This is a genomic window from Pseudomonas sp. P2S-1, from assembly GCF_057197725.1.
Genome location: NZ_CM170068.1, coordinates 4,506,051 through 4,529,363 on the forward strand (window position 1 = coordinate 4,506,051; position 23,313 = coordinate 4,529,363).

Consider the following 23,313-nt stretch of genomic DNA (forward strand, 5'->3'; position numbering starts at 1 on the left):
GCTCGTTTTTCGCGCAAATAGAGAGTCGTAGGAATGAAGCCGTTCGCCTCCCGTTATCTGCTCCTTGCCGCGTTTTCCCTGATTCTGACCGCCTGCGCCAGCAAGCCGGTCGAGAGCACTGCCGTGCCCGCCGAAGCGGATGCCTGGCAGCAATTGCAGCAGAACATCGCCAGCAATGAGCTGGCCACCGCCGAGGACCAGCTGGCCACGTTGCAGGCGCAAGCGCCGGACGACAGCCGCCTCGAGCAGTACCAGCGGCAACTGGCCGAGGCCTATCTACAACGCAGCCAGATCGTCCTGCAGAAGGGTGATGTGAACGCTGCGGCCACCGCCCTGGCCCGCGCCCGGGCGCTGATGCCCAAGGCACCGGCGTTGACCGGCGGTGTGAATGGTGCGATTGCCCAGGCCCGCAAGGCCGAGCTGGACCGTGCCGAAGCGGCGCTGAAAGCGGCAGAAGCCAAGCCGAAGGCCAAGGTCATCGACCCGACGGCGCCGAGCACGGTGATTGCCCTGGAGATTGGTGATATCGGCAAGTTGCGTCGTCAGCTCGACGATATCGCCGACGATGTCGTCAATTACCAGTGTGATGTGGTGTTCCAGGTGCCGCGCAAGGCCGACTATCCGTGGCTGTCGACCTTGCTGGGCAAGCGGGTTGGCAAGCGTGATCCGGCGTTCGACCTGCAGCAGCGTAGTGAGATTCACCGTAGCCAGCCGGCCCAGGTGGTACTGACACCGAAGCGCACTGATAGCTGATGTGGTGTTGCTGATGGCCCTATCGCTCGCAAGCCAGCTCCCACAGGTTTCGCGGCGCACGCGGTCCCTGTGGGAGCTGGCTTGCCAGCGATGAGGCCATATCAGGCTGGAACAGCTTTAGCGGCAGCCTCCCGCTCCCACACCCGATGCTTGCCAATGGCCTGGGTAAACGCCTTGATCACCTTGGCATCATTCCCCACCAGCAACCCGCTGTCCGCCTTGAGGTTCAGGCTGTCGAACCAGGCTTTCGCCTCGGCATGCCCGGCCACCGGCTTGAGATGCTTGTAGGCTTCCAGGATAAAGTGCACCGCTACGCCATCGCCCTTCAGCGCCTCGACACCCTTGCCTCCCGCCACCCACACCGCATCGAACGCCACCGACGGCAGCCCCTCCATCGACGCATCCACCGCCAGGGTCTTGCCATCCGCCGTCTTCACCGGCGCCGACGTCGGCCCCAGCACCTTGATCTGCACGCTCTCCGCTTCCAGCGCCTTGACCAGCTTGTCCGCCAGCGCCCCATCCACACCATCGGCCACCAGCAGCGCCACCTTGCGCCCCTTGATGCTCTCACCGAGGTGATTCATCTGGCTCAACGCCGGCGAAGCCTTCAACGACAGCTTCGGCACGTCCACCGTCCCGGCCTTCGGCGCCGGCAGCCCCAGCTTCGCAGCCACTTTCGCCGCCAGTTCCAGGTCGATATTGGCGAGGATCTCGTTCACCTGCCGCGCCCGGATGTGCTCGCGCTCGACCTTGCCCAGCTCGAAGCTGTAGGCGTTGACGATATGCTCCTGCTCGCTCGGGCTCATGCTGTGGAAGAACAGCCGGGCCTGGGAGAAGTGATCGCCGAAGGACTCGCTGCGCTGGCGGATCTTGTGCGCGTCGATGCGCTCCTGGTACGACTCGAAACCGCCATCCTGCGCAGCCGGCGGCGTCTCTTTCGGCCAGCCGCCATCGATGGAGTTGGGTTCATAGGCCGCGCGGCCCTTGTCGATGGTGACCCGGTGCATGGCGTCACGCTGACCGTTGTGGTTCGGCGCCAGCGGGCGGTTGATCGGGATCTCGTGGAAGTTCGGCCCGCCAAGACGGCTGATCTGCGTATCGGTGTACGAGAACAAGCGCCCCTGCAACAGCGGGTCATTGGTGAAGTCGATACCCGGCACGATATGCCCCGGACAGAAGGCCACCTGCTCGGTCTCGGCGAAGAAGTTGTCCGGGTTGCGGTTGAGCACCATCTTGCCCAGCGGCGTCACCGGCACCAGTTCCTCGGGGATGATCTTGGTCGGGTCGAGCAGGTCGAAGTCGAACTTGTGCTCGTCGGCCTCTGGGACGATCTGCACGCCCAGCTCCCATTCCGGGTAGTTGCCGGTCTCGATGGCCTCCCAGAGATCACGACGGTGATAGTCGGTGTCCTTGCCGGCGAGCTTCTGCGCTTCGTCCCAAAGCAGCGAAAGCACGCCCTGTTTCGGCTTCCAGTGGAACTTGACGAAGCTGGCCACGCCCTCGGCATTGATCAGGCGGAAGGTGTGCACGCCGAAGCCTTCCATGGTCCGCAGGCTTTTCGGGATGGCCCGGTCCGACATGGCCCAGATCACCATGTGCGCCGACTCCGGTACCAGCGAGACGAAGTCCCAGAAGGTATCGTGGGCACTGCCGCCGGTGGGTATTTCGTTATGCGGCTCCGGTTTCACCGCATGCACGAAGTCGGGGAACTTGATCGCATCCTGGATGAAGAACACCGGCATGTTGTTGCCGACCAGGTCGAAGTTGCCCTCGTCGGTGAAGAACTTCACGGCAAAACCGCGCACGTCGCGCACCGTATCGCCGGAACCACGGGGGCCCTGCACGGTGGAGAAACGCACGAACACCGGGGTGATCTTCTCCGGGTCCTGGAGGAACCCGGCCTTGGTCAGCTCGGCATGCTTGCCGTAGGACTGGAAGTAGCCGTGGGCCCCGGTCCCCCGGGCATGCACGATGCGCTCCGGGATCCGCTCATGGTCAAAATGCGTGATCTTCTCACGCATGATGAAGTCTTCCAGCAGCGACGGGCCGCGCGGGCCGGCTTTCAGGCTGTTCTGGTTATCGGCGATCTTCACGCCCTGATTGGTTCGCAGCGCCTGCCCGGTGGCGTCGCTGCGCACGGTTTCCAGGCTTTGCAGCTTGGCATTGGTGTTGGCGCGATCCGGGGTGTCGGTTCCGGCAAGCTGGCTTTCCCGTGGCGCTTCTTTCTTGCTAGGCATGGCTGGCGGTCCTCATCAGTTGCATCGCAGTGACGCCCTTGGCGGGCTGTTTTGCTAGTGACTGGACGGGCTTGGCCGACGTTCCATCGGATTGACCACTGATCGCGTTATGCCTGCAAGACTGGACGGTTACGAAATAAATGCTAAGAACCTCTAAACGAACAGGCTAAAATGCGCGACCGGCTAACCGCTGACCCCCTTCCCATGCGCCCCACAAGGTTCGCTACGTGATCGAGTTCCAACAAGTCCACAAGACCTACCGCGTCGCCGGTAGGGACATTCCCGCGCTGCACCCCACGAGCCTGAGCATCGAAAACGGCCAGGTGTTCGGCCTGATCGGCCACTCCGGTGCCGGCAAAAGCACCCTGCTGCGCCTGATCAACCGCCTGGAAGCCCCGAGCGGCGGCAAGATCATCGTCGACGGCGAAGACGTCACCGCCTTCGATGCCAACCAGCTGCGCGGCTTCCGCCAGCAGGTCGGGATGATCTTCCAGCACTTCAACCTGCTCGCCTCCAAGACCGTCGCCGACAACGTCGGCCTGCCGCTGACCCTGGCCGGCCAGTTGTCGCGCAAGGAAATCGACGCCCGCGTCGCCGAGCTGCTGCAGCGCGTCGGCCTGGCCGAGCATGCGAAGAAGTACCCGGCACAGCTCTCCGGCGGCCAGAAGCAGCGCGTCGGCATCGCCCGCGCCCTGTCGACCCGGCCGAAGATCCTGCTGTGCGACGAGGCCACCAGCGCCCTCGACCCGCAGACCACCGCCTCGGTCCTGCAACTGCTGGCGGAGATCAACCGCGAGCTAAAGCTGACCATCGTGCTCATCACCCATGAAATGGACGTGATCCGCCGGGTCTGCGACCGCGTGGCGGTGATGGACGCCGGGCAGATCGTCGAGCAGGGCCCGGTGGCCGAGGTGTTCCTGCACCCGCAGCACCCGACCACCAAGCGCTTCGTCCAGGAAGACGAGCAGATCGACGAAGCCGGACAGCGCGACGACTTCGCCCATGTGCCGGGCCGGATCATCCGCCTGACCTTCCAGGGCGACGCCACCTACGCACCGCTGCTGGGCACCGTGGCCCGCGAGACGGGCGTGGACTACAGCATCCTGGCCGGCCGCATCGACCGCATCAAGGACACCCCATACGGGCAATTGACCCTGGCCGTCACCGGCGGCGACATGGAAGCGGCTTTCGCCCGCTTCACCGCAGCTGACGTTCATATGGAGGTATTGCGCTGATGGACGCCCTGAATTTCTTCGCCAACGTGGACTGGTCCGAGATCTGGCTGGCCACCGGCGACACCTTCATCATGCTCTTCGGCTCGCTGTTCTTCACCGTGCTGCTGGGCCTGCCCCTGGGTGTGTTCCTGTTCCTCTTCGGCCCGCGGCAGATGTTCGAGCAGAAGGGCGTCTATGCCCTGCTGTCGCTGATCGTCAACATCCTGCGCTCGCTGCCGTTCATCATCCTGCTGATCGTGATGATCCCGATCACCGTGCTGATCACCGGCACCTCGCTGGGTGTCGAAGGCGCCATCCCGCCGCTGGTGGTCGGGGCCACGCCGTTCTTCGCACGCCTGGTGGAAACCGCCCTGCGTGAAGTGGACCGCGGCATCATCGAAGCGACCCAGTCCATGGGCGCCAGCACCCGCCAGATCATCATGAACGCCCTGCTGCCGGAAGCGCGGCCGGGCATCTTCGCCGCCATCACCGTCACCGCCATCACCCTGGTGTCCTACACCGCCATGGCCGGCGTGGTCGGCGCGGGCGGGCTCGGCGACCTGGCGATCCGCTTCGGCTACCAGCGTTTCCAGACCGACGTGATGATCGTCACCGTGGTCCTGCTGCTGATCCTGGTTCAAGTTCTGCAGAGCGTTGGCGACAAACTGGTCGTACATTTTTCCCGTAAATAAAGGGTCGGCGTGACCGACACACCGGGGGCCGAGCCGGCTCCCTCAAGGAGTGATGCAATGAAAAAGCTGTTCGCTGCCGTCGCCGCCTTCGCGGCCCTCTCCACCGCCGCCAACGCGTCGGAAACCCTCAGCGTCGCCGCCACTGCGGTGCCGCACGCGGAGATCCTCGAATTCGTCAAGCCGACCCTGGCCAAGGAAGGCGTGGACCTGAAAGTGAAGGTCTTCACCGACTACATCCAGCCGAACGTACAGGTCGCGGAAGGCCGCCTGGACGCCAACTTCTTCCAGCACCAGCCGTACCTGGATGAGTTCAACAAGGGCAAGGGCACCAACCTGGTCAGCGTTGCCGGCGTGCACCTGGAGCCGCTGGGTGCGTACTCCAGCAAGTACAAGAAGCTGGACGAGATCCCGCCGGGCGCCAACGTGGTGATCCCGAACGACGCCACCAACGGCGGTCGTGCCTTGCTGCTGCTGCAGAAGGCTGGCCTGATCAAGCTGAAGGACGCCGCGAACATCCTGTCGACGCCGAAGGACATCGCCGAGAACCCGAAAAACCTGAAAATCCGCGAACTGGAAGCCGCCACCCTGCCGCGCGTGCTGACCCAGGTCGACCTGGCGCTGATCAACACCAACTACGCGCTGGAAGCCAAGCTGAACCTGGAGAAAGACGCCCTGGTCATCGAAGGCAGCGACTCGCCTTACGTGAACATCCTGGTGGCCCGTCCGAACAACAAGGACGCCGAGGCCATCAAGAAGCTGGTCGGTGCCCTGCACTCGCCTGAGGTAAAGCAGTTCATCCTCGAGAAGTACAAGGGCGCGGTGATTCCGGCGTTCTGATAGTTCTCTATCGCTCTTGAGGGCCTCATCGCTGGCAAGCCAGCTCCCACAGGTATCGCGTGCACCGCTGGACCTGTGGGAGCTGGCTTGCCAGCGATAGGGCCCTCAAATCCCCCGCCTCAATCCCGCTTCACCAACCCCGGCAATTGCGCCACCAGCTTCTGGTTGTTGAACGGCGCCCGAATGAACCCCCGCTGAGCCCCGTCCGGTCCGATCAGGGCCAGGTTGCCGCTGTGATCCACGGTGTACCCCGGCTTGCTGGTATCCGCCGGAATGAACGGAATGCTCAAAGCATTGGCGAGCTTCTGCGTCGCTTCCAGCGAGCCGGTCAGGCCGCGGAAATCCTTGTCGAAATAACCCAGGTACTGCTTGAGCTGGGCCGGCGTGTCGCGGTTCGGGTCGACGCTGACCAGCACCACCTGCAGGCGCTCCACCGCCTCTTTCGGCAGCTCGCTCTTCACCTGGCGCAACTGCGCCAGGGTCGTCGGGCAGATGTCCGGGCAGAAGGTGTAGCCGAAGAACACCAGCGACCACTTGCCCTTCAACTGATCGACCCGCACCGGCTGGCCGTTCTCGTCGTTCATTTCCAGGTCGGGCACCGTACGGCTCGACGGCAGGAGGATGATCCCGGCATCGATCAGCTCGGCCGGGTTGCCCTGGCTGCGGCCCTGGAGCACCTTGTTGATGGTAAGCCCGAGAATCAATGCGACCAGGGCGACGAGGATAAAGACGGTTTTCTGGGTTCGAGTCATAGATTCAACAACAGGTAATGGTCTACAAGCAGCGCGATAAAGAGCAGGAACAGGTACCAGACAGAGTACTTGAAGGTCTTGATCGCAGCGTGCGGCCGAACGCCACGGTACAACACCCAGGCCCACTGCAGGAAGCGCAGCCCCAGGAGCAGCGCACAGGCGAGGTAGAGCGGCCCACTCATATGAATGGCGAACGGCAGCAGGCTCACCGCCAGCAGCACGCAGGTGTAGAGCAGGATATGCACCTTGGTGTAGTGCTCGCCGTGGGTCACCGGCAGCATGGGGATATCCGCCTTGGCGTACTCGGCCTTGCGGTGGATGGCCAAGGCCCAGAAATGCGGCGGGGTCCAGGCGAAGATGATCAGCACCAGCAACAGTGGTTCGGCGCTCAGGTGCCCGCTGACCGCCACCCAGCCGAGCAGGGGCGGCGCTGCACCGGCAAGACCACCGATCACGATGTTCTGCGGCGTCGCCCGCTTGAGAAAACCGGTGTAGACCACCGCATAGCCCAGCAGCGAGGCCAGGGTCAGCCAGGCGGTCAGGGGGTTGGTGAAGGTCAGCAGCAGCACCATGCCGAGCACCGCCAGCAACAGCGCGAACAGCAGCGCCGGCACCGGTGCGACCCGGCCCTCGGCCAGCGGCCGCTTGTGGGTGCGGGCCATCAATGCATCGATGCGCCGGTCCACCACATGGTTGACCGCCGCCGCCGCCCCGGCACACAGGCCGATGCCGAGGTTGCCGAACAGCAGCACCGTCCACGGCACGCCCGCCCGGGTAGCGAGGAACATGCCGACCAGCGAGGTGATCAGCATCAGCACCACCACCTTGGGCTTGGTCAGTTCCAGGTAATCGCGCCAGCCGGCGCGGGCCTGGCTTTCGCTCAGAAGCGCTGCCATGGATTGTCTCCGAGATAGTGGAAGTCACCGGCCAGGCGCATCGGCGTAAGGCGCCAGCCGGGGCTGACCCGGCGCGCCCGCGGCTGCATGGCCAGGCGGGTGCGGTAGTTGACCAGGACCATGGTCAGCAGCAACCCGGCACCGCCGGCGTTGTGTGCCACGGCCACGGCCAGCGGCAGATGGAACAGCACGTTGCTGATGCCCAGCCCGACTTGCAGCAGCAGCGCCGCAACCACCAGTTTCGCCAGCCGCCGCAACCCGACCCGGTGCAGTTGCCAGGCCAGGGCCAGCAGCACGCAGGTCACCAGCAGCGCGCCGAGGCGGTGGGTGATATGGATGGCGGTGCGCGCCTCGCTGTCGAGCTGGCCGCCGAGGTAGTTGGGGCCGATATGCTGGGTCAGGTGGAAGCCGTTGGCGAAGTCCGCCTGCGGCCACCATTCACCGTGGCAGGTGGGCAGGTCGATGCAGGCCACCGCCGCGTAGTTGGCGCTGACCCAGCCGCCGAGGGCGATCTGCCCGATCACCAGCATCAGCGCCACCGCCGCCAGCCGACGCACCCTGCGCGGCAGGCCGGGCAGCGGCATATAGGCCCGGGATAAGCGCAGGCTGAGCAGGAACAGCAGGCTCAAGGTGGCGAACCCGCCCAACAGATGGGCCGTGACCACCTGCGGCCAGAGCTGCAAGGTCACCGTCCACATGCCGAAGGCCGCCTGCACGAACACCACGCCGAGCACGATCAACGGCAAGCGATACGGCTGGCCCTCCCGTCCATGCCGACGCAGCGCCTGCACCGCGAGCATGGCGATCACCAGGCCCAGGGTCCCGGCGAAGTAGCGGTGGACCATCTCGTTGCGACCCTTGTGCGCTTCGACCGGCGAATCGGGGAAATGCAGCTCGGCATGGGCCAGCTGCGCCTCCGTCTTGGGCACGCTGATAAAGCCGTAGCAACCGGGCCAGTCGGGGCAGCCGAGGCCGGCGTGGGTCAGGCGGGTATAGGCACCGAGCAGCACCACCAGCAGCGCCAGGCCGGTGGCGAAGACGGCGAGGCGATATCCGGGACGGGTCATGGCGGGCTCCTAGCCGATATTGGAGAGTTTGAGCAGATGGCGCAGGTCGTTGAGCACATCCTTGCCCTTGACCTTGGCGTCATAGCGCAGCACCAGATTGCCGTGGGGGTCGACGATCCACAGCTGCGCCTCGCTGCGGTTCGGCGCCACCGCGCCATAGCGGGTGGCGTCCAGTGGGTAGCGCTGGAGCTGCGGGTATTCGCTTTCGAGTTTCGCCAGGTAGTCACCACTCACCGGCTCGACACTGGCCAGGGCGTGACTGGCGCGACTGGCATCACGACCCAGGCCGATATTGATCTGCCGGGCCAGGTAGACCAGTTGCTGGCAGTCGACAGTGCAATCCTTCGGCGCACTGACCAGCAATTGCCAGCGCTCGGCCGGCGCCTGCACGCCAAGGTCGGCCAGGCCCACGCCGTTGCCGAGCATCTCGCCGTGGTAACTGCGGCCCTCCGGCACCCAGAACTGCAACTTGTACATGCCGGTGGCCAGCAGCATCGGCCCGATCACCACCAGCAGGATCAGGATCAGTTGCAGGCGGCCCTTGGCGCGACTCCTGGGTGGCTTGCCTTCAGACATGTCGAGTGGACCCGTGGCGACGCCCATGAGGTTTCTCCTTTTTATTGTGTCGATGCCAACCGAAGTAGAGGTAAAGCGCGATCAGGGCCGTGGCCAGGGCAAACCACTGCACGGCGTAGCCCAGGTGTTTTTCCGGGCCCAGGGGCACCAGCGGCCAGTCCACACGGTAGCTGGCCGGGCCCGGCTCCAGGCGCAGTTCGTGGGCGTAGCCGTCGCGGGCCAGTTGTTCCCACAGGTGCCCGGGCTCGGCGGTGTTGAGCAGGCGCGGGAAGTCGCCGGACGGCGCGTCGGCGCGCAACAGGAAGCTGGCCCCCGGGGCGATATAGACCCAGGCCGTCAGGTCGAGGGGCTGGGCCGGGGTGTCGAAGCTCGCCGGCACGCGCCGGTCCGGCCACGGCAGCCAGCCGCGATTGACCAGCCACCAGTGCCCGCTGGCCTCGTCGAGGAAGGGTTGCAGCAGCTCGACGCCGGCCTGGCCGTCGCGCATGCGGCTGTCGAGGAGGATGCTGTGCTGGTCGTCGAAATGGCCGTGCAGGTGCACGCGGCGGTAGGCTGGATCAGCCGGGTCATCCAGCAGTTGTCCGGCCGGCAGCGGCGCCTCGATCTCGCGCTCGGCATACACATTCAGCAGCGCGCGCTTCTGGTCGGCGCGACCGAGCTGCCAGAAGCCCAGGCCGACCAGCACCGGCAGCAGCGCCAGCACCACCAGGGTCGGCACCAGGCCGGGGCGGAAAGGTCTCATCGGGCCCCCGCGAGGGCTGTCGCTATACTCGAATGCATCACGTCCCCCGGAGATGTCGCCATGCTCAAAGCCGCGATCGTTGTGATGTTGCTGGCTACCGTCGCCAGTCTGTTCAGCGGCCTGGTGTTCCTGGTCAAGGACGATGAGCACTCCACCCGCCTGCTCAAGGCCCTGACCGTTCGTGTCTGCCTGGCCGCCGTGACCCTGGGCCTGATCACCTGGGGTTTCGTCAGCGGCCAGCTGGTGTCGCACGCGCCCTGGTAAGCCCTCCCGTCACAGCACGTAGACGAAGATGAACAGCCCCACCCAGACCACATCGACGAAGTGCCAGTACCAGCTGGCCGCCTCGAAGCCGAAGTGTTTCTCCGAGTTGAAGTGGCCCTTCAGGACCCGCATCAGCATCACGAAGAGAATCAGGGTGCCCATGGTCACGTGGGCACCGTGGAAGCCCGTGAGCATGAAGAAGGTCGCGCCGTAGATCCCCGAGCCGAGGGTCAGGCCGAGCTGGGTGTAGGCCTCGTGGTACTCGTAGGCCTGCAGGATGAGGAAGGCGATGCCCAGGACCACGGTCAGCGCCAGCCAGAATTTCAGCGGGCCACGATGGTCCTTGCGCAGCGCATGGTGGGCGATGGTGATGGTCACGCTGGAGCTGACCAGGAGGATGGTATTGATCAGCGGCAGGTGCCACGGATCGATCACTTCCTTGGGCGGCGGGAACAGCTTCGGATCCGGCGTGTGCAGCAGCGGCCAGGTGAATTCGAAGTTGGGCCAGAGCATGTGGGCCACGCCTTTCGCCCCTTCACCACCGAGCCAGGGTCCGGCCAGGTGGCGCACATAGAACAGCGCACCGAAGAAGGCGATGAAGAACATCACCTCGGAGAAGATGAACCACGACATGCCCCAGCGGAACGAGCGGTCCATCTGCGGGCTGTACAGGCCGGCATGGCTTTCCTTGATCACCGCGCCGAACCAGCCGAACAGCATGTAGGCGAGGAACAGCGCGCCGACGAAGAAGATCAGCGGCCCATGGGTATCGCGCCCGGCTTTCATGTCGTTGAACCAGGTGGCGAGGCCGAACACCGTGATGAACATGCCGATGGTGGCAATGATCGGCCACTTGCTTTGCGCCGGGACGTAGTAGTGATCGTGAGAGGCCATGAATTGTTCTCCTTATCGGGCGCTCTGCGGGTTCGGGTGGGTCACCTGGGCGACCGGCGGCTGGCGAGCGGTGATATCGAACAGCGTGTAGGCAAGGGTCAGGTGTTTCACATCCTTGGGCAGGTCGCGGTCGACGATGAAACGCACCGGCATTTCGATGCGCTCACCCGGCTGCAGCACCTGCTGGCTGAAGCAGAAGCATTCGGTCTTGTGGAAATACGCCGCCGCCTCGGCCGGGGAAATGCTCGGGATGGCCTGGGCGGTCATGGGTTTGTCGGTGGGGTTGTGGGCGACGAAGATCATCTGGTTCACCGCCCCCGGGTTGACGTCGATCTGGTCGGCGGTGGAGTAGAAGTCCCAGACCATGTCGATGGCATTGGTGGAGAGGAACTGCACCTTCACCGAACGCCCCGGATCCACCACCTGGCTGCCCTCGTACTGGCCGCCGGTCTTGCCGTTGATGCCGAACGCCCGGCACATCACGTCGTAGATCGGCACCAGGGCGAAGCCGAAGGCGAACATCACCACCGCCAGCATCAGCAGGCGGGTGACCAGGCGCTTGATCGAGATGCCCTCGCTCATGACCGCGGCCCTCCTTTATTTCACTTCCGGTGGTGTCTGGAAGGTGTGGTAGGGCGCCGGCGACGGAATCGTCCACTCCAGGCCATCGGCGCCATCCCACGGCTTGGCCGGCGCCGGCTCGCCGCCACGGATGCACTTGATGACGATGAACAGGAACAGCAGTTGGGTGGTGCCAAACATGAAGGCGCCGACCGAGCTGATCATGTTGAAGTCGGCGAACTGCAGGTTGTAGTCGGGAATCCGCCGCGGCATGCCGGCCAGGCCGACGAAGTGCATCGGGAAGAAGGCCAGGTTCATGCCGACGAACGACAGCCAGAAATGCAGCTTGCCGAGGGTTTCGTCGTACATGTGCCCGGTCCACTTGGGCAGCCAGTAGTAGGCCGAGGCGAAGATACCGAAGATCGCCCCGGGCACCAGCACGTAGTGGAAGTGGGCGACCACGAAGTAGGTGTCGTGGTACTGGAAGTCCGCCGGGGCGATGGCCAGCATCAGCCCGGAGAAGCCGCCGATGGTGAACAGGATGACGAAGGCGATCGCGAACAGCATCGGTGTCTCGAAGGTCAGCGAGCCTTCCCACATGGTGCTCACCCAGTTGAACACCTTCACCCCGGTGGGCACGGCGATCAGCATGGTGGCGTACATGAAGAACAGCTCGCCCACCACCGGGATGCCGACCACGAACATGTGGTGGGCCCAGACGATGAACGACAGGAAGGCGATCGCCCCGGTGGCGTAGACCATCGAGGTGTAGCCGAACAGCGGCTTGCGCGAGAACGCCGGGATGATCGAGCTGACCGCGCCGAAGGCCGGCAGGATCATGATGTACACCTCGGGGTGCCCGAAGAACCAGAACACATGCTGGAACAGCACCGGGTCACCGCCACCGGCGGCGCTGAAGAAACTGGTGCCGAAGTGGATATCCATCAGCATCATGGTCACCACCCCGGCCAGCACCGGCATCACCGCGATCAGCAGGAACGCGGTGATCAGCCAGGTCCAGACGAACAGCGGCATCTTCATCAGGGTCATGCCGGGGGCGCGCAGGTTGAGGATGGTGGCGATCACGTTGATCGCCCCCATGATCGAGCTGATACCCATCAGGTGGATGGCGAAGATGAAGAAGGTCACGCTTTCCGGCGCGTAGGTGGTGGAGAGCGGCGCGTAGAAGGTCCAGCCGAAGTTCGGCCCGCCGCCGGGCATGAACAGGGTCGAGACCAGCAGGCCGAAGGCCGCCGGCAGCAGCCAGAAGCTGAAGTTGTTCATCCGCGGCAGGGCCATGTCCGGCGCGCCGATCATCAGCGGGATCATCCAGTTGGCCAGGCCGACGAAGGCCGGCATCACCGCGCCGAAGACCATCACCAGGCCGTGCATGGTGGTCATCTGGTTGAAGAATGCCGGCTCGACGATCTGCAGGCCGGGCTGGAACAGCTCGGCGCGGATCACCATGGCGAAGGAGCCGCCCAGCAGGAAGGCGCAGAAGGCGAACCACAGGTACATCGAGCCGATGTCCTTGTGGTTGGTCGTCAGCACCCAGCGCATCAGGCCCTTGGCCGGGCCGTGGGCGTGGTCATGCCCGGCATGACCGTGGTCGTCGATCACTGTGCTCATGTCCTGTCTCCTCGGCTCATTTGCTTTCCGCCTGTTTGATCGCCAGCACGTCTTTCGGCGTGACCATGTCGCCCTTGTTGTTGCCCCAGGCGTTGCGTTCGTAGGTGACGACGGCGGCCAGATCGACTTCCGAGAGTTGCTTGCCGAACGCCGCCATGGCGGTGCCGGGCTTGCCGTGGAACACCAGGTTCAAGTGATCTTCCTTGGGGCCGGTGGCGATCTTCGAGCCCTTGAGCGCCGGGAACATCGGCGGCAGGCCCTGGCCTTCGGCCTGGTGACAGGCGACGCAGGTGGTGTGGTAGACCTTGTCACCGCGCTCGACCAGTTCCTGCAGGGTCCATTCCTTGCTGGTCAGCTCTTTCAGCTTGGCCGCCTCGGCCTTGCGCTCGCCGAGCCAGGCCTCGTAGTCCTCCTTGGACTTGACCTCGACCACCACCGGCATGAAGCCGTGGTCCTTGCCGCACAGCTCGGTGCACTGGCCGCGGTAGATGCCGGGCTTCTCGACCCGGGTCCAGGCCTCGTTGACGAAGCCGGGAATGGCGTCGCGCTTGACCGCGAAGGCCGGCACCCACCAGGAGTGGATGACGTCGGCGGCGGTAACCAGGAAGCGCACCTTGGCGCCCACCGGCAACACCAGCGGCTGGTCGACTTCGAGGAGATAGTGTTCGTCCTTGGGTGCCTTGCCGTGGATCTGCTCGGCGGGCGTTGCCAGGTTGCTGAAGAACTCGACGTCCTGGCCCAGGTACTTGTAGTGCCATTTCCACTGGTAGCCGGTGACCTGGATATCCACGTCCGACTCGCTGGCGTCGTAGATGTCGATCAGGGTCTTGGTCGCCGGAATGGCCATGGCCACCAGGATCAGGAAGGGCACCACGGTCCACATGATTTCCACCCAGGTGTGCTCGTGGAAATGCGCGGGCTGCTGCCCGGTGGAGCGACGGTGGATGATCATCGACCAGAACATCGCGCCGAATACCACGAGGCCGATCACCACGCAGATCCAGAAGATGGTCATGTGCAGGTCGAACACGGCGTTGCTGACTTCGGTTGCCCCCGGGGCCATGTTCACGGTCCAGGCGGCGTGCGCCGGAGCGAACAACGACCACAGCAGCAGCCCCATCCAGACATGTGGATGTCGCTTCATTGCGGGTTCCCCTTATCGTTCTTGTTATCCCGGAGGCGGGGCCTACGGCAGGGGGCACGGCGTCAAGACTGCGGACTTCGACGGCGGCCCCCCGCTGCACTGCAGGCGGGGCCTCATCAGCCAGATTTCACTCAAACCGGAGTATAGACAGGGGTCGAAAGCGCGCAACGACGCGGCGGAAAAGGGCTGTTGAGCCTTGGGCGATCAGCGCGAAACGCTGTAAGACATTGACTTATAAGGGTGATGGCACAGTGATATAACGCAAGCAGGCAAAACGGCATAAGCGTTATGAGAAATAGGTCTTAACCGATAACAAAATAGGACTAATTTAGTGGTTTCCGTTTTGTCACTGGCTGTCCCTGGAGTTGTCATGAACATTGCCGCATTGCGCGAGCAGATCACCCAAGCACAAGAACACGAGGCCCAAACCGGCCAACTCAAAAATCAACTTGCAGTGCAATTGCCCCACCTTCACCCGCTGATCCAACTGCCCGAGCAGGACGCCCAGGGTGCGTTGAACCGTTTCGTCAACGCTTACATCGACCAGGTACCCGAGCTGCTGGAAGCCGCCAATACCGTTGCCCGCGAAGCCGGAATCGAATCGCAGATCAAACCGGTGCTGAAAATCGCCGAAGCGTATTTCATCGCCCCGCCGCAGATCATGACTGGCCATGTCGGCCTGGACAGCCTGCTGGATGAAGCCTACCTGGCGCATCGCCTGGTGGAAGAAGTCAACGACCTGTACATCAAGCATTTCCAGCAACCGCTGATCCCCGTGGACACCACGGTTGCCAACCTGATTGCCCATCAACTCATCGGCGAGGCATTCGCCAACCAGCTGGATGAAGTGGTGCATCACTCGCTGGACAACATGCTCGACGACGAGAGCTTCGCCCTGGAATCGGTGGAAGCCTATCGCGAGAAACTGAGCAGCCCTGAAACAGGCGCGGCGTGGAAACGCTGGCCTTGCCTGTCCCGGCAGTTGGGGGTGGGGTTGGAGCTGGGTCAACAACAACCCGCCTGATATTTCTTTGTCGAGGCTGATGGCCTCATCGCTGGCAAGCCAGCTCCCACAGGGATCGCGTGCACCGCCGAACCTGTGGGAGCTGGCTTGCCAGCGATAGGGCCAGCAAGGCCTTACCAGTTGTAACTGACCGTTCCCAATACCGTCCGCTCTTCACCCCAGTAGCAACGCCCGGCATTGTTGCAACCGGCCACATACTCCTGGTCGAACAGGTTGCGTGCGTTCACTTCCGCCGACCAATGCGCGTTCAGTTGATAGCCAACGGTTGCATCCACCAGGGTCACGTCCCCGGTATCCAGCTTGCCGTACAGCGACGGGCTGGTGTACGCGAAGGTGCTGTCGAAGTGACGCACACCTGCGCCCAGCTTCAGCCCTTTCAACTGTCCATCCAGGAAGCGATAGGTGCCCCACACCGACGCCTGGTTGCGCGGCACGCCGGTCACCTGATGGTCTTCCAGCAACGACCCGGCCACGTCCTTGGTCACCCGCGAATCCGTGTAGGTGTAGGCCGCCGTCACGTTGATGTTCTCGGTGACATCGCTGTTCAGCTCCAGCTCGACACCCTTGGCCCGGCTGCGCCCGATATTGCGGTAGTCGCCGGTGGCGCTGTCGTAAAGCGAATCATCCTTCTTGCGCAGGTCGTAGACCGAGGCGCTGATCAGGGTGTTCCAGCCCTTCGGCTCGTACTTCACACCGACTTCGTACTGCTCGCTGAGGGTCGGGTCCAGAGGGCCGGATGCGCTCGACACCTGTTGGGTCGGGTTGTACGCGGTGGAGTAGCTGACGTAAGGCGAAACGCCGTTGTCGAACTGGTACATCAGGCCGGTCTGCCAGGTGAACTGGCCATCCCAGTAGTCCAGGTCCGCTGCGGCATTGAGCGTGCCGCGACGGTTGCGGAACGAGCTGTTGACCCGGTCATAGCGCCCGCCCAGCAGCATCACCCAGTTGTCCAGACGGGTCTGGATCTGGCTGTAGACGCCATACATGGTCTGCTCCAGCAACGCATCCTGAACCCGCGTCGAGGTCACCGGATCACCGGTGTACACCGGGTTGAACACGTTCACCGTGCCGCCGAAGCCGGCATTCCAGTCCTGGTTGAACGAGGTGCGGTCGAGGCTGGCGCCGACCAGCAGGGTGTTTTCCAGCGCGCCAACGTTGAAGTGCCCTTCGACCTGGTTGTCCAGCGAGTAGGCGATGGACTTGTTGTAGCGGTCATAGGCGGTGTTGTTCACCGTGGTGCCGAAGCCGCCGTTGTTCAGGCTGCCCGGCCAGATTTCCTGGCGGTCGATGCGCGACTGCATGTAGCGCGAGTTCTGCCGGTACTGCCAGTCGTCGTTGAACTGGTGGTGGAATTCATAGCCGAGGGTCCAGACCTCACGCTCGAAGTTGTCCCAGTCCGGATTGCCCAGCAGCGCGTGCTTGCTGATCTTGCCGTTGGGGTTGTGCAGCAGGGTGCCGGCAGCCGGGTAGCCCAGCTCCATCAAGGTGCGGTCACGCTGGTAGGTGGCGAGCAGGGTCAGGTCGTTCTGCTCGTCGAAGTTCAGGGTCAGGGACGGTGCGATGTAGATCCGGTCATCCGGCTGATGATCGACCTGGGTCCCCGACTTGCGTCCGAGCATTACCAGGCGGCCCAGCACATTGCCGTTGTCCGTCAGCGGCCCGGATACGTCGATGCCCAACTGGCGCCGCTCGTTGGAGCCGTAGCTCAGCTGCACCTCGCCACGGGACTCGGCCGTCGGCCGCTTGCTGACCATGTTGACCACGCCACCCGGGGCGTTCTCGCCGTAGAGGATCGAGGTCGGGCCGCGGAACACTTCGATGCGTTCCAGGCCGTAGGGCTCGCTGGTGGTGTCATAGCGGTTGCCCTGCACCCGCAGGCCGTCGCGCAACAGGCCGTAGCCGTAGTCGGTGGCGTTGAAACCACGGATGAAGAACAGGTCGCCCGCACCGCCGTCACCCGCCGCGAACGGCGGCGCGAAGATGCCCGGCACGTAGCCGAGGACTTCGGTCAGGCTCTGGGATTGCTGGTCCTCCATGCGCTGGCGGGTGACCACCGAGACCGAGCGCGGGGTGTCGGCCAGCGCAGTGCTGGTCTTGCTCGCCGTCGCCGAGTGGGTGGCGCGGTAGCCCTTGTCGTCCTGGCCGTAGCTGTCGGCCAGGCCCTGGGCGTTGATCGAGGTGGCGTCCAGTTGCACCGAGCCACCTTGCGGCGCCGGCTGCAGCACGTAGCCACCGGCCCCCTGCGGCACGGCCACCAGCCCCGAGCCGCCGAGCAACAGCAGCAGCGCCTGCTCGACGCTGTAGTCACCGTCCAGCCCGGCGCTGCGCTTGCCGGCCGCCAGGCTGTCGCTGCCGGCCAGATAGATCCCGGCCTGGCTGCTGAAATCGTTGAGCACGGCGCTCAGGCTGCCGGCCGCGACATGGAAGGTCTGCACCCGGGTGCTGGCCTGGGCAGCCTGGACGGCGGCGGGCAGCAGGGCCAGTGGAGCGAAGGTGAGGAAGGTCATCGGCACGAGGGCCAACACGCAGGAGCGGGGCGACGACATGGCAGTCCCTGTTGTGTTCATGGGGTCAATGAGAGGGTTCTGCGGTTGAACCGGATGACGCGCAAAAAGGGGAACCGCCCACCGAAAAATAGTTTCAGGCGGGCTCGACCGTCACCCACCAGTCGGTCATACGCTTGACCCGGATCGGCAGCGCCGCCTCCAGCAAGCGCAGGGCGTGGTCGGTGTCATCGAGGGGGAAGGTGCCCATCACCGCGAGGCTGGCCAGTTCCGGATGTACACCGAGATGACCCGGGCGGTAGCGACCCAGTGCATCGATCAGGTCGGCCAGGGGCATGGCTTCGGCAGTCAGCCGGTTGCGGATCCACGACTCGCCTGCCACCTGGGCGGGCGCCGCAGGCGAAACAGCCAAGGCCGTGAAGTCGATCCGCTGGCCCGCCTCGATCAACGCGCGGGCGCCGGTGCGGGTGAAAAGCTCGACCTGGCCCTGGTAGACGTTCATCCAGGCATGGCCTTCGGCATAGCGCAGGGCCACGCGCACCGGCGTCGCCGCCATCTGCAACAGGCCGGCGCCGGTTTCCAGGAGCAAGGGGCGGCGGTCCTGCACCGTCGAGTGCAGCAGCACCTCGCCGAAGCGCAGGTCGAGCAGGCGCTGGCGGGCATCGAAGCGGGTATCCAGGGCCGTCTGCGCCCCCAGCCAAAGGGTGCTGCCGTCGGCCAGGGCAACCTTGCGGTTCTCGCCGGTGCCGGTGTGCAGGTCGGCGGTCCAGCCATTGCGCGACGCGGCCTGCCAGCCGCCGAAACCGGCCGTCGAGCCCAGCGCCAGGACCAGCATGGATTTCACCGTCTGCCGCCGGCCCACGCGCGCCGGGCCGCGCTCGCGCAGTACCCGGCCCGCCCGCTCGCCTTCGCTGCGCAGCGGCGCGAAGCGCTCGCCGACCCGTTCCATGTAGCGCCAGGCGGCCTGGTGTTCGGCGTGCTGATCGAACCAGCTCTGCCATTGTTCGCGAACGCCGTTCTGGTCGCCTTCTTCCAGCAACCGCACGTACCACTGGGCGGCGTGTTCAAGGCTGGCGTGGCTGAGTTTTTCCTGGGCTGCGCGCATCGCCTTACTCCACCAGCACGCCGTCGAGCTCGGCTTCGAGCACGGCGCAATGGAGGAAGGCCTGGGCCATGTATTTCTTGACCATGCGCTCGCTGACTTCCAGCCGCTCGGCGATCACCCCGTAGGTGATGCCCTCGACCTGGGCCAGGAGAAACGCCTCGCGGACCTTGGCCGGCAGGCGCATGAGCATGGCGTCCACCTCGACCAGGGTTTCGATCACCAGGGCGGTGTGCTCGGCCGATGGCTGCAACGCCTCGGGCTGCAACGCCAGGCTTTCGCGCCAGGCCTTTTCCAGCCGGGTATGGCGCCAATGATCGATGCACAGGCCCTTGGCGATGGTCGCAAGGTACGAGCGCTCGCCGGTCTGGCTGTCGAACGCCACCGGCCGGCGTAGCACGCGCAGGAAGGTGTCATGCAGAAGGTCCGCGGCATCCCAGCCATTGCCCAGGCGGCGACGCAGGAACGTCAGCAGCCACGGGGAGTGTCGAACGTAGAGAGTCTGGGCAGGGGAAGGCATGAAAGGTCCGCGCAGGAGACGATGCAAATGGTATTGATTCTTGATAATAGGTGAGTGATGGCACCGCCTGCAATGCGCGTGAAGAGCAGGGCGGTGCCATTGGTCGTCAGAACGGGGTCAGGTTCCCAGCCCTGCGGTAGTCCGCACGCGGCCTTCGACCCGGCGTTTCAGGCGGCGCGACTCGATCACCAGCCGCGATCCATTACCCGCATTGGCCCGGCCCCAGTCTTCCAGCAGCTCAAGGCAGGCATGGTCGATATAGCTCAGGTTGGCCAGCGGCACATGCAGGGTGGTGCCCGCTGGAATGCCGTCCAGCGCCTGGGTCAGGGCCGGAACCTTGAGGAAGGTCGCCGCGCCGCTCAGGCGCAGTTCCATATGGCCCTTGCGCTCCAGGCTGCTGACGCTGATCTTCAGCCGTGCGGCCTTCAGCGCCAGCTTCACCAGGGTCAGGGCGAAGCCCAGCAACACACCGGTCAGCAGGTCGGTGAAGACGATGGCCAGCGCCGTCGCTGCGTAGACGAACATCGGCATGCGGCCATAGCGACCCAACCCGCGGAAGGCCTTCAGGTCCACCAGCTTGACCCCGGTGAACACGAGCACACCCGCCAGGCTCGCCACCGGAATCTGCTGCAGCAAGCTGCCCAGCAGGACCACGAAGGCCAGCAGCCAGGCACCGTGGAAGATCGCCGACATCCGCGTGATCGCACCGGCCTGGACGTTGGCCGAACTGCGCACGATCACTCCGGTCATCGGCAAGGCGCCGAGCACGCCGCAGATCATGTTGCCCACGCCCTGCGCCGAGAGTTCGCGGTCGAAGTCCGAGCGCTGGCCGCTGTGCATGCGGTCCACTGCGGCCGCCGACAGCAAGGTTTCGGCACTGGCGATAAAGGCCAGGGCGAAAGCGGCAACCAGCAGGGCCGGATCGGCCAGGGCCATCAGGTCAGCGGGGCGCAGCCAGTCGATGGCTTCCGTCAGGTTGGCCGGTACTTCGACGCGGTTTACCGACAGATCGAGGCCAATACTCAGCAAGGTCATCGCACTGACACCGAGCAAGGCACCGGGCACGAAGCGCAGGGTTTTCGGCTTGACGCGTTCCCAGCCCCACATCACCGCGATGGTCCCAAGCCCGAGCGCACCGGCCTGCCAACCGTTGCCGGCCGACTCGATCGGCAGTGCCTCGCCGACCACGGCCGGGAAGCCGATCAGGTTCTCCAGCCCCGAGGGCAACGGCGCGCTGTCGAACATCACATGCACCTGGGACAGCACGATCAGCACGCCGATACCGGCAAGCATCCCGTATACCACCGCCGGCGCCGTGACCCGGAACCAGCAGCCGAGGCGAAAGCGTCCGGCGAGCAATTGCAGCAAGCCCGCCAGCAGCAGGATCGGCCCGAGCATGGCCATGCCATGGGTGCGCACCAGTTCGAAGACCAATACCGCCAGGCCCGCCGCCGGGCCGCTGACCTGCAACGGCGAACCGGCCAGCCAGCCCACCAGCAGACCGCCGACGATCCCGGTGATCAGGCCCTTGGCCGGCGGCATGCCGGAGGCGATGGCGATCCCCATGCACAGTGGCAGGGCCACCAGGAACACCACCACCGAAGCCAGCAAGTCCCGCGGCAGGGCCGCTTTGAAGTGCGTCATGTTCATCCTGTTCTCCTTTTTCAGGCCATTCCTCTGGCCACTCTTTTACGCAGGCGTCGGGGCGCCGCCCGAATCGCGGGCAGCCGGAAACCGCCGACGCTGCGGCAAGGCATCAAAACGTTTTCAAAGGCAGCCGACGCCCGTCCACAGCGCCGCGGGCAGCGGGCTGTGGTGGGTTGCGTCAGCGATTGTCAGGTGTTGCGGACAGGCTCAGTAACGGCCTTTCGGGGTAGCGCTTGGAATCGGCTCGCCGCGGGTCAGCGGCAGGAAGGCGTCGCTTTCGGCGTCGTAGGCGGAGATTTCGCTGGTTTCGATGTTGTAGATCCAGCCATGGATATACAACTGGCCAGCCGCCAGGCGCGAGGCCACCGACGGGTGGGTGCGCAGGTGATGGAGCTGGGCGATCACGTTCTCGCGGGTCAGGACCTGCATGCTCTCGTGCTCGGTGCCGCACTGGCAGTTGTCCTCGACCACGGTGCGCGCCACTTCGGCGTGGCGCAACCAGGCCTTGACCGTCGGCATCTTCTCCAGCGACTGCGGGTTGAGTACCGCACGCATCGCGCCGCAATCGGAGTGACCGCAGATGATGATGTGGTGCACGCCCAGGGCCATGACCGCGTACTCGATCGCCGTCGACACGCCACCGTTCATCTGCCCGTAGGGCGGCACCACGTTGCCCACGTTGCGGGTCACGAAAAGGTCGCCGGGCGAGCTCTGGGTAATCAGTTCGGGAACGATCCGCGAATCGGCGCAGGTAATGAACATGGCCCGCGGCTTCTGCGCGGTAGCGAGCTTCTTGAACAGCTCTTCCTGTTCAGGGAAGACTTCGTGATGGAAACGCAGAAAGCCATCGACGATATGTTTCAGGGCGCCATCGGCAGTCTCGGCTTCAGGAGTAGCCGGGCCGGTCGGAGAGGGTTCCTTGTTCGACATGATGCATCCTCTTTGACGGGTTCGTAGGTAAGTCCATTTTACCGGTTTAAAGATCAGACAGGCTTACGTCACTTGGATTACAGATGTAGTCAACAAATCACATTTCTGGCCGTCTGAATTCTTACGCTACGTGGCGAAACTTAACTCAAACTGAATTCGGAAGGCTCTAGAACGGGCGTTCCAGAAGCTTTTGGCGGGTTTTCCATAGTATCAAAAAAACATCAATCGCCAATGGCCATTATTGTTTTTACAACAAAGACAGCTGACCGCCCGGCGGACAGAAGGCCGAGCAATCCAGCGAATAACCACTCCTGCGGTTCAGTCCGAAGCGGCGAATGGCCTTGTCGAACCGTTGCGCCAGCAAGTCGGCAAATACGCCTTCACCGCGCATGCGCGTGCCGAAACGGCTGTCGTAGAGCTCACCACCGCGGCTCTGACGGACCAGGCTGAGCACATGGGCGGCGCGTTGCGGATAATGATCCTGCAGCCACTGCTCGAACAGCGGCGCCACTTCCAGCGGCAGGCGCAGCAGCATATAGGCCGCGCTCAAGGCGCCGGCTTCGCTGGCCGCTTCGAGCAAGCGTTCCATCTCGCTGTCGTTGATGGCCGGGATCATCGGCGAGCACAGCACCCCCACCGGAATCCCCGCCTCGCGCATCACCCGGATCGCCCGCAAGCGGGCCTTGGGTGCGGCGGCGCGCGGTTCGAGGGTGCGTTTCAGTTCGTCGTCGAGGGTGGTCAGGCTGATCATCACCGACACCAGGCGCTGCTTCGCCAGCTCGCTGAGCAGGTCGAGGTCGCGCAGGATCAGCGAGCCCTTGGTGACGATGGTCACTGGATGGCGGTAGCGCAGCAGCACCTCCAGCAGGCGCCGGGTCAGTTGCTGCTCGCGTTCGATCGGCTGGTAGGGATCGGTGTTGGAGCCCAGGTTGATAGGCGCACACACGTAGCCGGGCTTGGACAGTTGCTGCTCCAGCACGGCGGCAGCGTTGGTCTTGGCGATCAGCCGGGTTTCGAAATCCAGGCCGGGAGACAGGTCCCAGTAGGCGTGGCTCGGTCGCGCATAGCAGTAGATGCAGCCGTGCTCGCAGCCGCGGTAGGGATTGATGGAGCGGTCGAAGGGCAGGTCCGGCGAGGTGTTGCGGGTGATGATGGTTTTCGCGGTTTCGATGCGGATCTCGGTGCCCTGAGTCATGGGCACTTCCTGGTACCAGCCGTCGTCCTCGACCACGGAGCGGTTGGGGGCGAAGCGATTGTGCGGGTTGTGGGCAGTACCGCGACCGCGGACCGGAGAGACCATGACGAAAAACCTCGATACTGTGTTTTTA

22 protein-coding genes are annotated in these 23,313 nt (G+C 64.3%); 6 read left to right on the plus strand and 16 right to left on the minus strand.

The window, feature by feature from the left end; translation table 11 throughout:
• Window positions 1-33: 33 nt before the first annotated feature.
• On the plus strand, window positions 34-753 hold the full coding sequence (locus tag AC2CQI_RS20075) for a PA5502 family lipoprotein (RefSeq protein ID WP_484577670.1): 720 nt from the start codon (window positions 34-36) through the stop codon (window positions 751-753).
• A 101-nt stretch (window positions 754-854) separates the two neighbouring features.
• Here AC2CQI_RS20075 and katE read toward each other — a convergent pair whose 3' ends face one another.
• A complete protein-coding gene (gene katE, locus AC2CQI_RS20080) occupies window positions 855-2,990 on the minus strand; it encodes a catalase HPII (protein WP_484577671.1) in 2,136 nt (711 codons plus the stop codon).
• 227 nt (window positions 2,991-3,217) lie between these two features.
• Between katE and AC2CQI_RS20085 the strand changes: the two genes are divergently transcribed.
• The 3 genes from AC2CQI_RS20085 to AC2CQI_RS20095 are packed head-to-tail and all read left to right on the plus strand — an operon-like array spanning window position 3,218 to window position 5,733.
• Entirely contained in the window at window positions 3,218-4,225 is a 1,008-nt protein-coding gene (locus AC2CQI_RS20085; protein WP_075802004.1) for a methionine ABC transporter ATP-binding protein, read from the plus strand.
• On the plus strand, window positions 4,225-4,896 hold the full coding sequence (locus AC2CQI_RS20090) for a methionine ABC transporter permease (RefSeq protein WP_075802005.1): 672 nt from the start codon (window positions 4,225-4,227) through the stop codon (window positions 4,894-4,896). The genes AC2CQI_RS20085 and AC2CQI_RS20090 overlap by 1 nt, the downstream gene beginning before the upstream one ends.
• A 57-nt stretch (window positions 4,897-4,953) precedes the next feature.
• On the plus strand, window positions 4,954-5,733 hold the full coding sequence (locus AC2CQI_RS20095; protein WP_484577672.1) for a MetQ/NlpA family ABC transporter substrate-binding protein: 780 nt from the start codon (window positions 4,954-4,956) through the stop codon (window positions 5,731-5,733).
• A gap of 119 nt (window positions 5,734-5,852) precedes the next feature.
• Here AC2CQI_RS20095 and AC2CQI_RS20100 read toward each other — a convergent pair whose 3' ends face one another.
• Genes AC2CQI_RS20100 through AC2CQI_RS20120 form a run of 5 tightly spaced genes read right to left on the minus strand, consistent with a single transcriptional unit; the run spans window position 5,853 to window position 9,766 of the window.
• On the minus strand, window positions 5,853-6,485 hold the full coding sequence (locus AC2CQI_RS20100; RefSeq protein ID WP_484577673.1) for an SCO family protein: 633 nt from the start codon (window positions 6,483-6,485) through the stop codon (window positions 5,853-5,855).
• Window positions 6,482-7,381, minus strand: a complete 900-nt coding sequence (gene cyoE, locus AC2CQI_RS20105) for a heme o synthase (protein WP_484577674.1) — start codon at window positions 7,379-7,381, stop codon at window positions 6,482-6,484. The genes AC2CQI_RS20100 and cyoE overlap by 4 nt, the downstream gene beginning before the upstream one ends.
• Entirely contained in the window at window positions 7,366-8,448 is a 1,083-nt protein-coding gene (locus AC2CQI_RS20110; protein ID WP_484577675.1) for a COX15/CtaA family protein, read from the minus strand. The genes cyoE and AC2CQI_RS20110 overlap by 16 nt, the downstream gene beginning before the upstream one ends.
• A gap of 9 nt (window positions 8,449-8,457) precedes the next feature.
• Complete coding sequence (locus tag AC2CQI_RS20115; RefSeq protein ID WP_484577676.1) at window positions 8,458-9,051, minus strand: hypothetical protein; 594 nt, start codon at window positions 9,049-9,051, stop codon at window positions 8,458-8,460.
• Window positions 9,017-9,766 carry an SURF1 family protein gene (locus tag AC2CQI_RS20120; protein WP_484577677.1) on the minus strand — a complete coding sequence of 250 codons (750 nt, stop codon included), beginning with the start codon at window positions 9,764-9,766 and terminating at the stop codon, window positions 9,017-9,019. Before AC2CQI_RS20120 ends, AC2CQI_RS20115 begins: the two co-directional genes overlap by 35 nt.
• 60 nt (window positions 9,767-9,826) lie before the next feature.
• Between AC2CQI_RS20120 and AC2CQI_RS20125 the strand changes: the two genes are divergently transcribed.
• Complete coding sequence (locus AC2CQI_RS20125; protein ID WP_484577678.1) at window positions 9,827-10,030, plus strand: twin transmembrane helix small protein; 204 nt, start codon at window positions 9,827-9,829, stop codon at window positions 10,028-10,030.
• A gap of 9 nt (window positions 10,031-10,039) precedes the next feature.
• On the opposite strand, the gene AC2CQI_RS20130 is transcribed toward AC2CQI_RS20125, so the two are convergent.
• The 4 genes from AC2CQI_RS20130 to coxB are packed head-to-tail and all read right to left on the minus strand — an operon-like array spanning window position 10,040 to window position 14,258.
• On the minus strand, window positions 10,040-10,924 hold the full coding sequence (locus AC2CQI_RS20130) for a cytochrome c oxidase subunit 3 (protein WP_075802013.1): 885 nt from the start codon (window positions 10,922-10,924) through the stop codon (window positions 10,040-10,042).
• Between the two features lie 12 nt (window positions 10,925-10,936).
• On the minus strand, window positions 10,937-11,506 hold the full coding sequence (locus AC2CQI_RS20135) for a cytochrome c oxidase assembly protein (RefSeq protein ID WP_484577679.1): 570 nt from the start codon (window positions 11,504-11,506) through the stop codon (window positions 10,937-10,939).
• A gap of 15 nt (window positions 11,507-11,521) precedes the next feature.
• Entirely contained in the window at window positions 11,522-13,114 is a 1,593-nt protein-coding gene (gene ctaD, locus AC2CQI_RS20140; RefSeq protein WP_075802015.1) for a cytochrome c oxidase subunit I, read from the minus strand.
• 16 nt (window positions 13,115-13,130) lie between these two features.
• Window positions 13,131-14,258 (minus strand): cytochrome c oxidase subunit II, encoded by a 1,128-nt coding sequence (coxB, locus tag AC2CQI_RS20145; protein ID WP_075802016.1) that lies wholly within the window; start codon window positions 14,256-14,258, stop codon window positions 13,131-13,133.
• A 370-nt stretch (window positions 14,259-14,628) separates the two neighbouring features.
• On the opposite strand from coxB, the gene AC2CQI_RS20150 reads away from it, so the two are divergent.
• Window positions 14,629-15,282, plus strand: a complete 654-nt coding sequence (locus AC2CQI_RS20150; protein WP_075802017.1) for a hypothetical protein — start codon at window positions 14,629-14,631, stop codon at window positions 15,280-15,282.
• A gap of 113 nt (window positions 15,283-15,395) precedes the next feature.
• On the opposite strand, the gene AC2CQI_RS20155 is transcribed toward AC2CQI_RS20150, so the two are convergent.
• The 6 genes from AC2CQI_RS20155 to AC2CQI_RS20180 all read right to left on the minus strand — a co-directional run bounded on the left by AC2CQI_RS20155 (window position 15,396) and on the right by AC2CQI_RS20180 (window position 23,285).
• A complete protein-coding gene (locus AC2CQI_RS20155) occupies window positions 15,396-17,828 on the minus strand; it encodes a TonB-dependent siderophore receptor (RefSeq protein WP_075802018.1) in 2,433 nt (810 codons plus the stop codon).
• A gap of 94 nt (window positions 17,829-17,922) precedes the next feature.
• Window positions 17,923-18,891 (minus strand): FecR domain-containing protein, encoded by a 969-nt coding sequence (locus AC2CQI_RS20160; RefSeq protein WP_484577680.1) that lies wholly within the window; start codon window positions 18,889-18,891, stop codon window positions 17,923-17,925.
• Window positions 18,892-18,895: 4 nt separating this feature from the next.
• Window positions 18,896-19,408: a sigma-70 family RNA polymerase sigma factor gene (locus AC2CQI_RS20165; protein WP_484577681.1), complete on the minus strand. Its 513-nt coding sequence runs from the start codon at window positions 19,406-19,408 to the stop codon at window positions 18,896-18,898.
• Between the two features lie 117 nt (window positions 19,409-19,525).
• A complete protein-coding gene (locus tag AC2CQI_RS20170; protein ID WP_484577682.1) occupies window positions 19,526-21,058 on the minus strand; it encodes a SulP family inorganic anion transporter in 1,533 nt (510 codons plus the stop codon).
• A gap of 204 nt (window positions 21,059-21,262) precedes the next feature.
• The gene (locus AC2CQI_RS20175) at window positions 21,263-21,985 is read right to left on the minus strand and encodes a carbonic anhydrase (RefSeq protein ID WP_484577683.1); all 723 of its coding nucleotides are present in this window, start codon (window positions 21,983-21,985) and stop codon (window positions 21,263-21,265) included.
• Between the two features lie 247 nt (window positions 21,986-22,232).
• Complete coding sequence (locus AC2CQI_RS20180; protein ID WP_484577684.1) at window positions 22,233-23,285, minus strand: PA0069 family radical SAM protein; 1,053 nt, start codon at window positions 23,283-23,285, stop codon at window positions 22,233-22,235.
• Window positions 23,286-23,313 lie beyond the last annotated feature (28 nt).

Coding starts and splice junctions, on each gene's coding strand:
- AC2CQI_RS20075 (WP_484577670.1), top strand. CDS start 34: ATGAAGCCGTTCGCCTCCCGTTATCTGCTCCTTGCCGCGTTTTCCCTG.
- katE (WP_484577671.1), bottom strand. CDS start 2,990: ATGCCTAGCAAGAAAGAAGCGCCACGGGAAAGCCAGCTTGCCGGAACC.
- AC2CQI_RS20090 (WP_075802005.1), top strand. CDS start 4,225: ATGGACGCCCTGAATTTCTTCGCCAACGTGGACTGGTCCGAGATCTGG.
- AC2CQI_RS20095 (WP_484577672.1), top strand. CDS start 4,954: ATGAAAAAGCTGTTCGCTGCCGTCGCCGCCTTCGCGGCCCTCTCCACC.
- AC2CQI_RS20100 (WP_484577673.1), bottom strand. CDS start 6,485: ATGACTCGAACCCAGAAAACCGTCTTTATCCTCGTCGCCCTGGTCGCA.
- cyoE (WP_484577674.1), bottom strand. CDS start 7,381: ATGGCAGCGCTTCTGAGCGAAAGCCAGGCCCGCGCCGGCTGGCGCGAT.
- AC2CQI_RS20110 (WP_484577675.1), bottom strand. CDS start 8,448: ATGACCCGTCCCGGATATCGCCTCGCCGTCTTCGCCACCGGCCTGGCG.
- AC2CQI_RS20115 (WP_484577676.1), bottom strand. CDS start 9,051: ATGGGCGTCGCCACGGGTCCACTCGACATGTCTGAAGGCAAGCCACCC.
- AC2CQI_RS20120 (WP_484577677.1), bottom strand. CDS start 9,766: ATGAGACCTTTCCGCCCCGGCCTGGTGCCGACCCTGGTGGTGCTGGCG.
- AC2CQI_RS20125 (WP_484577678.1), top strand. CDS start 9,827: ATGCTCAAAGCCGCGATCGTTGTGATGTTGCTGGCTACCGTCGCCAGT.
- AC2CQI_RS20130 (WP_075802013.1), bottom strand. CDS start 10,924: ATGGCCTCTCACGATCACTACTACGTCCCGGCGCAAAGCAAGTGGCCG.
- AC2CQI_RS20135 (WP_484577679.1), bottom strand. CDS start 11,506: ATGAGCGAGGGCATCTCGATCAAGCGCCTGGTCACCCGCCTGCTGATG.
- ctaD (WP_075802015.1), bottom strand. CDS start 13,114: ATGAGCACAGTGATCGACGACCACGGTCATGCCGGGCATGACCACGCC.
- coxB (WP_075802016.1), bottom strand. CDS start 14,258: ATGAAGCGACATCCACATGTCTGGATGGGGCTGCTGCTGTGGTCGTTG.
- AC2CQI_RS20150 (WP_075802017.1), top strand. CDS start 14,629: ATGAACATTGCCGCATTGCGCGAGCAGATCACCCAAGCACAAGAACAC.
- AC2CQI_RS20155 (WP_075802018.1), bottom strand. CDS start 17,828: ATGTCGTCGCCCCGCTCCTGCGTGTTGGCCCTCGTGCCGATGACCTTC.
- AC2CQI_RS20160 (WP_484577680.1), bottom strand. CDS start 18,891: ATGCGCGCAGCCCAGGAAAAACTCAGCCACGCCAGCCTTGAACACGCC.
- AC2CQI_RS20165 (WP_484577681.1), bottom strand. CDS start 19,408: ATGCCTTCCCCTGCCCAGACTCTCTACGTTCGACACTCCCCGTGGCTG.
- AC2CQI_RS20170 (WP_484577682.1), bottom strand. CDS start 21,058: ATGAACATGACGCACTTCAAAGCGGCCCTGCCGCGGGACTTGCTGGCT.
- AC2CQI_RS20175 (WP_484577683.1), bottom strand. CDS start 21,985: ATGTCGAACAAGGAACCCTCTCCGACCGGCCCGGCTACTCCTGAAGCC.
- AC2CQI_RS20180 (WP_484577684.1), bottom strand. CDS start 23,285: ATGGTCTCTCCGGTCCGCGGTCGCGGTACTGCCCACAACCCGCACAAT.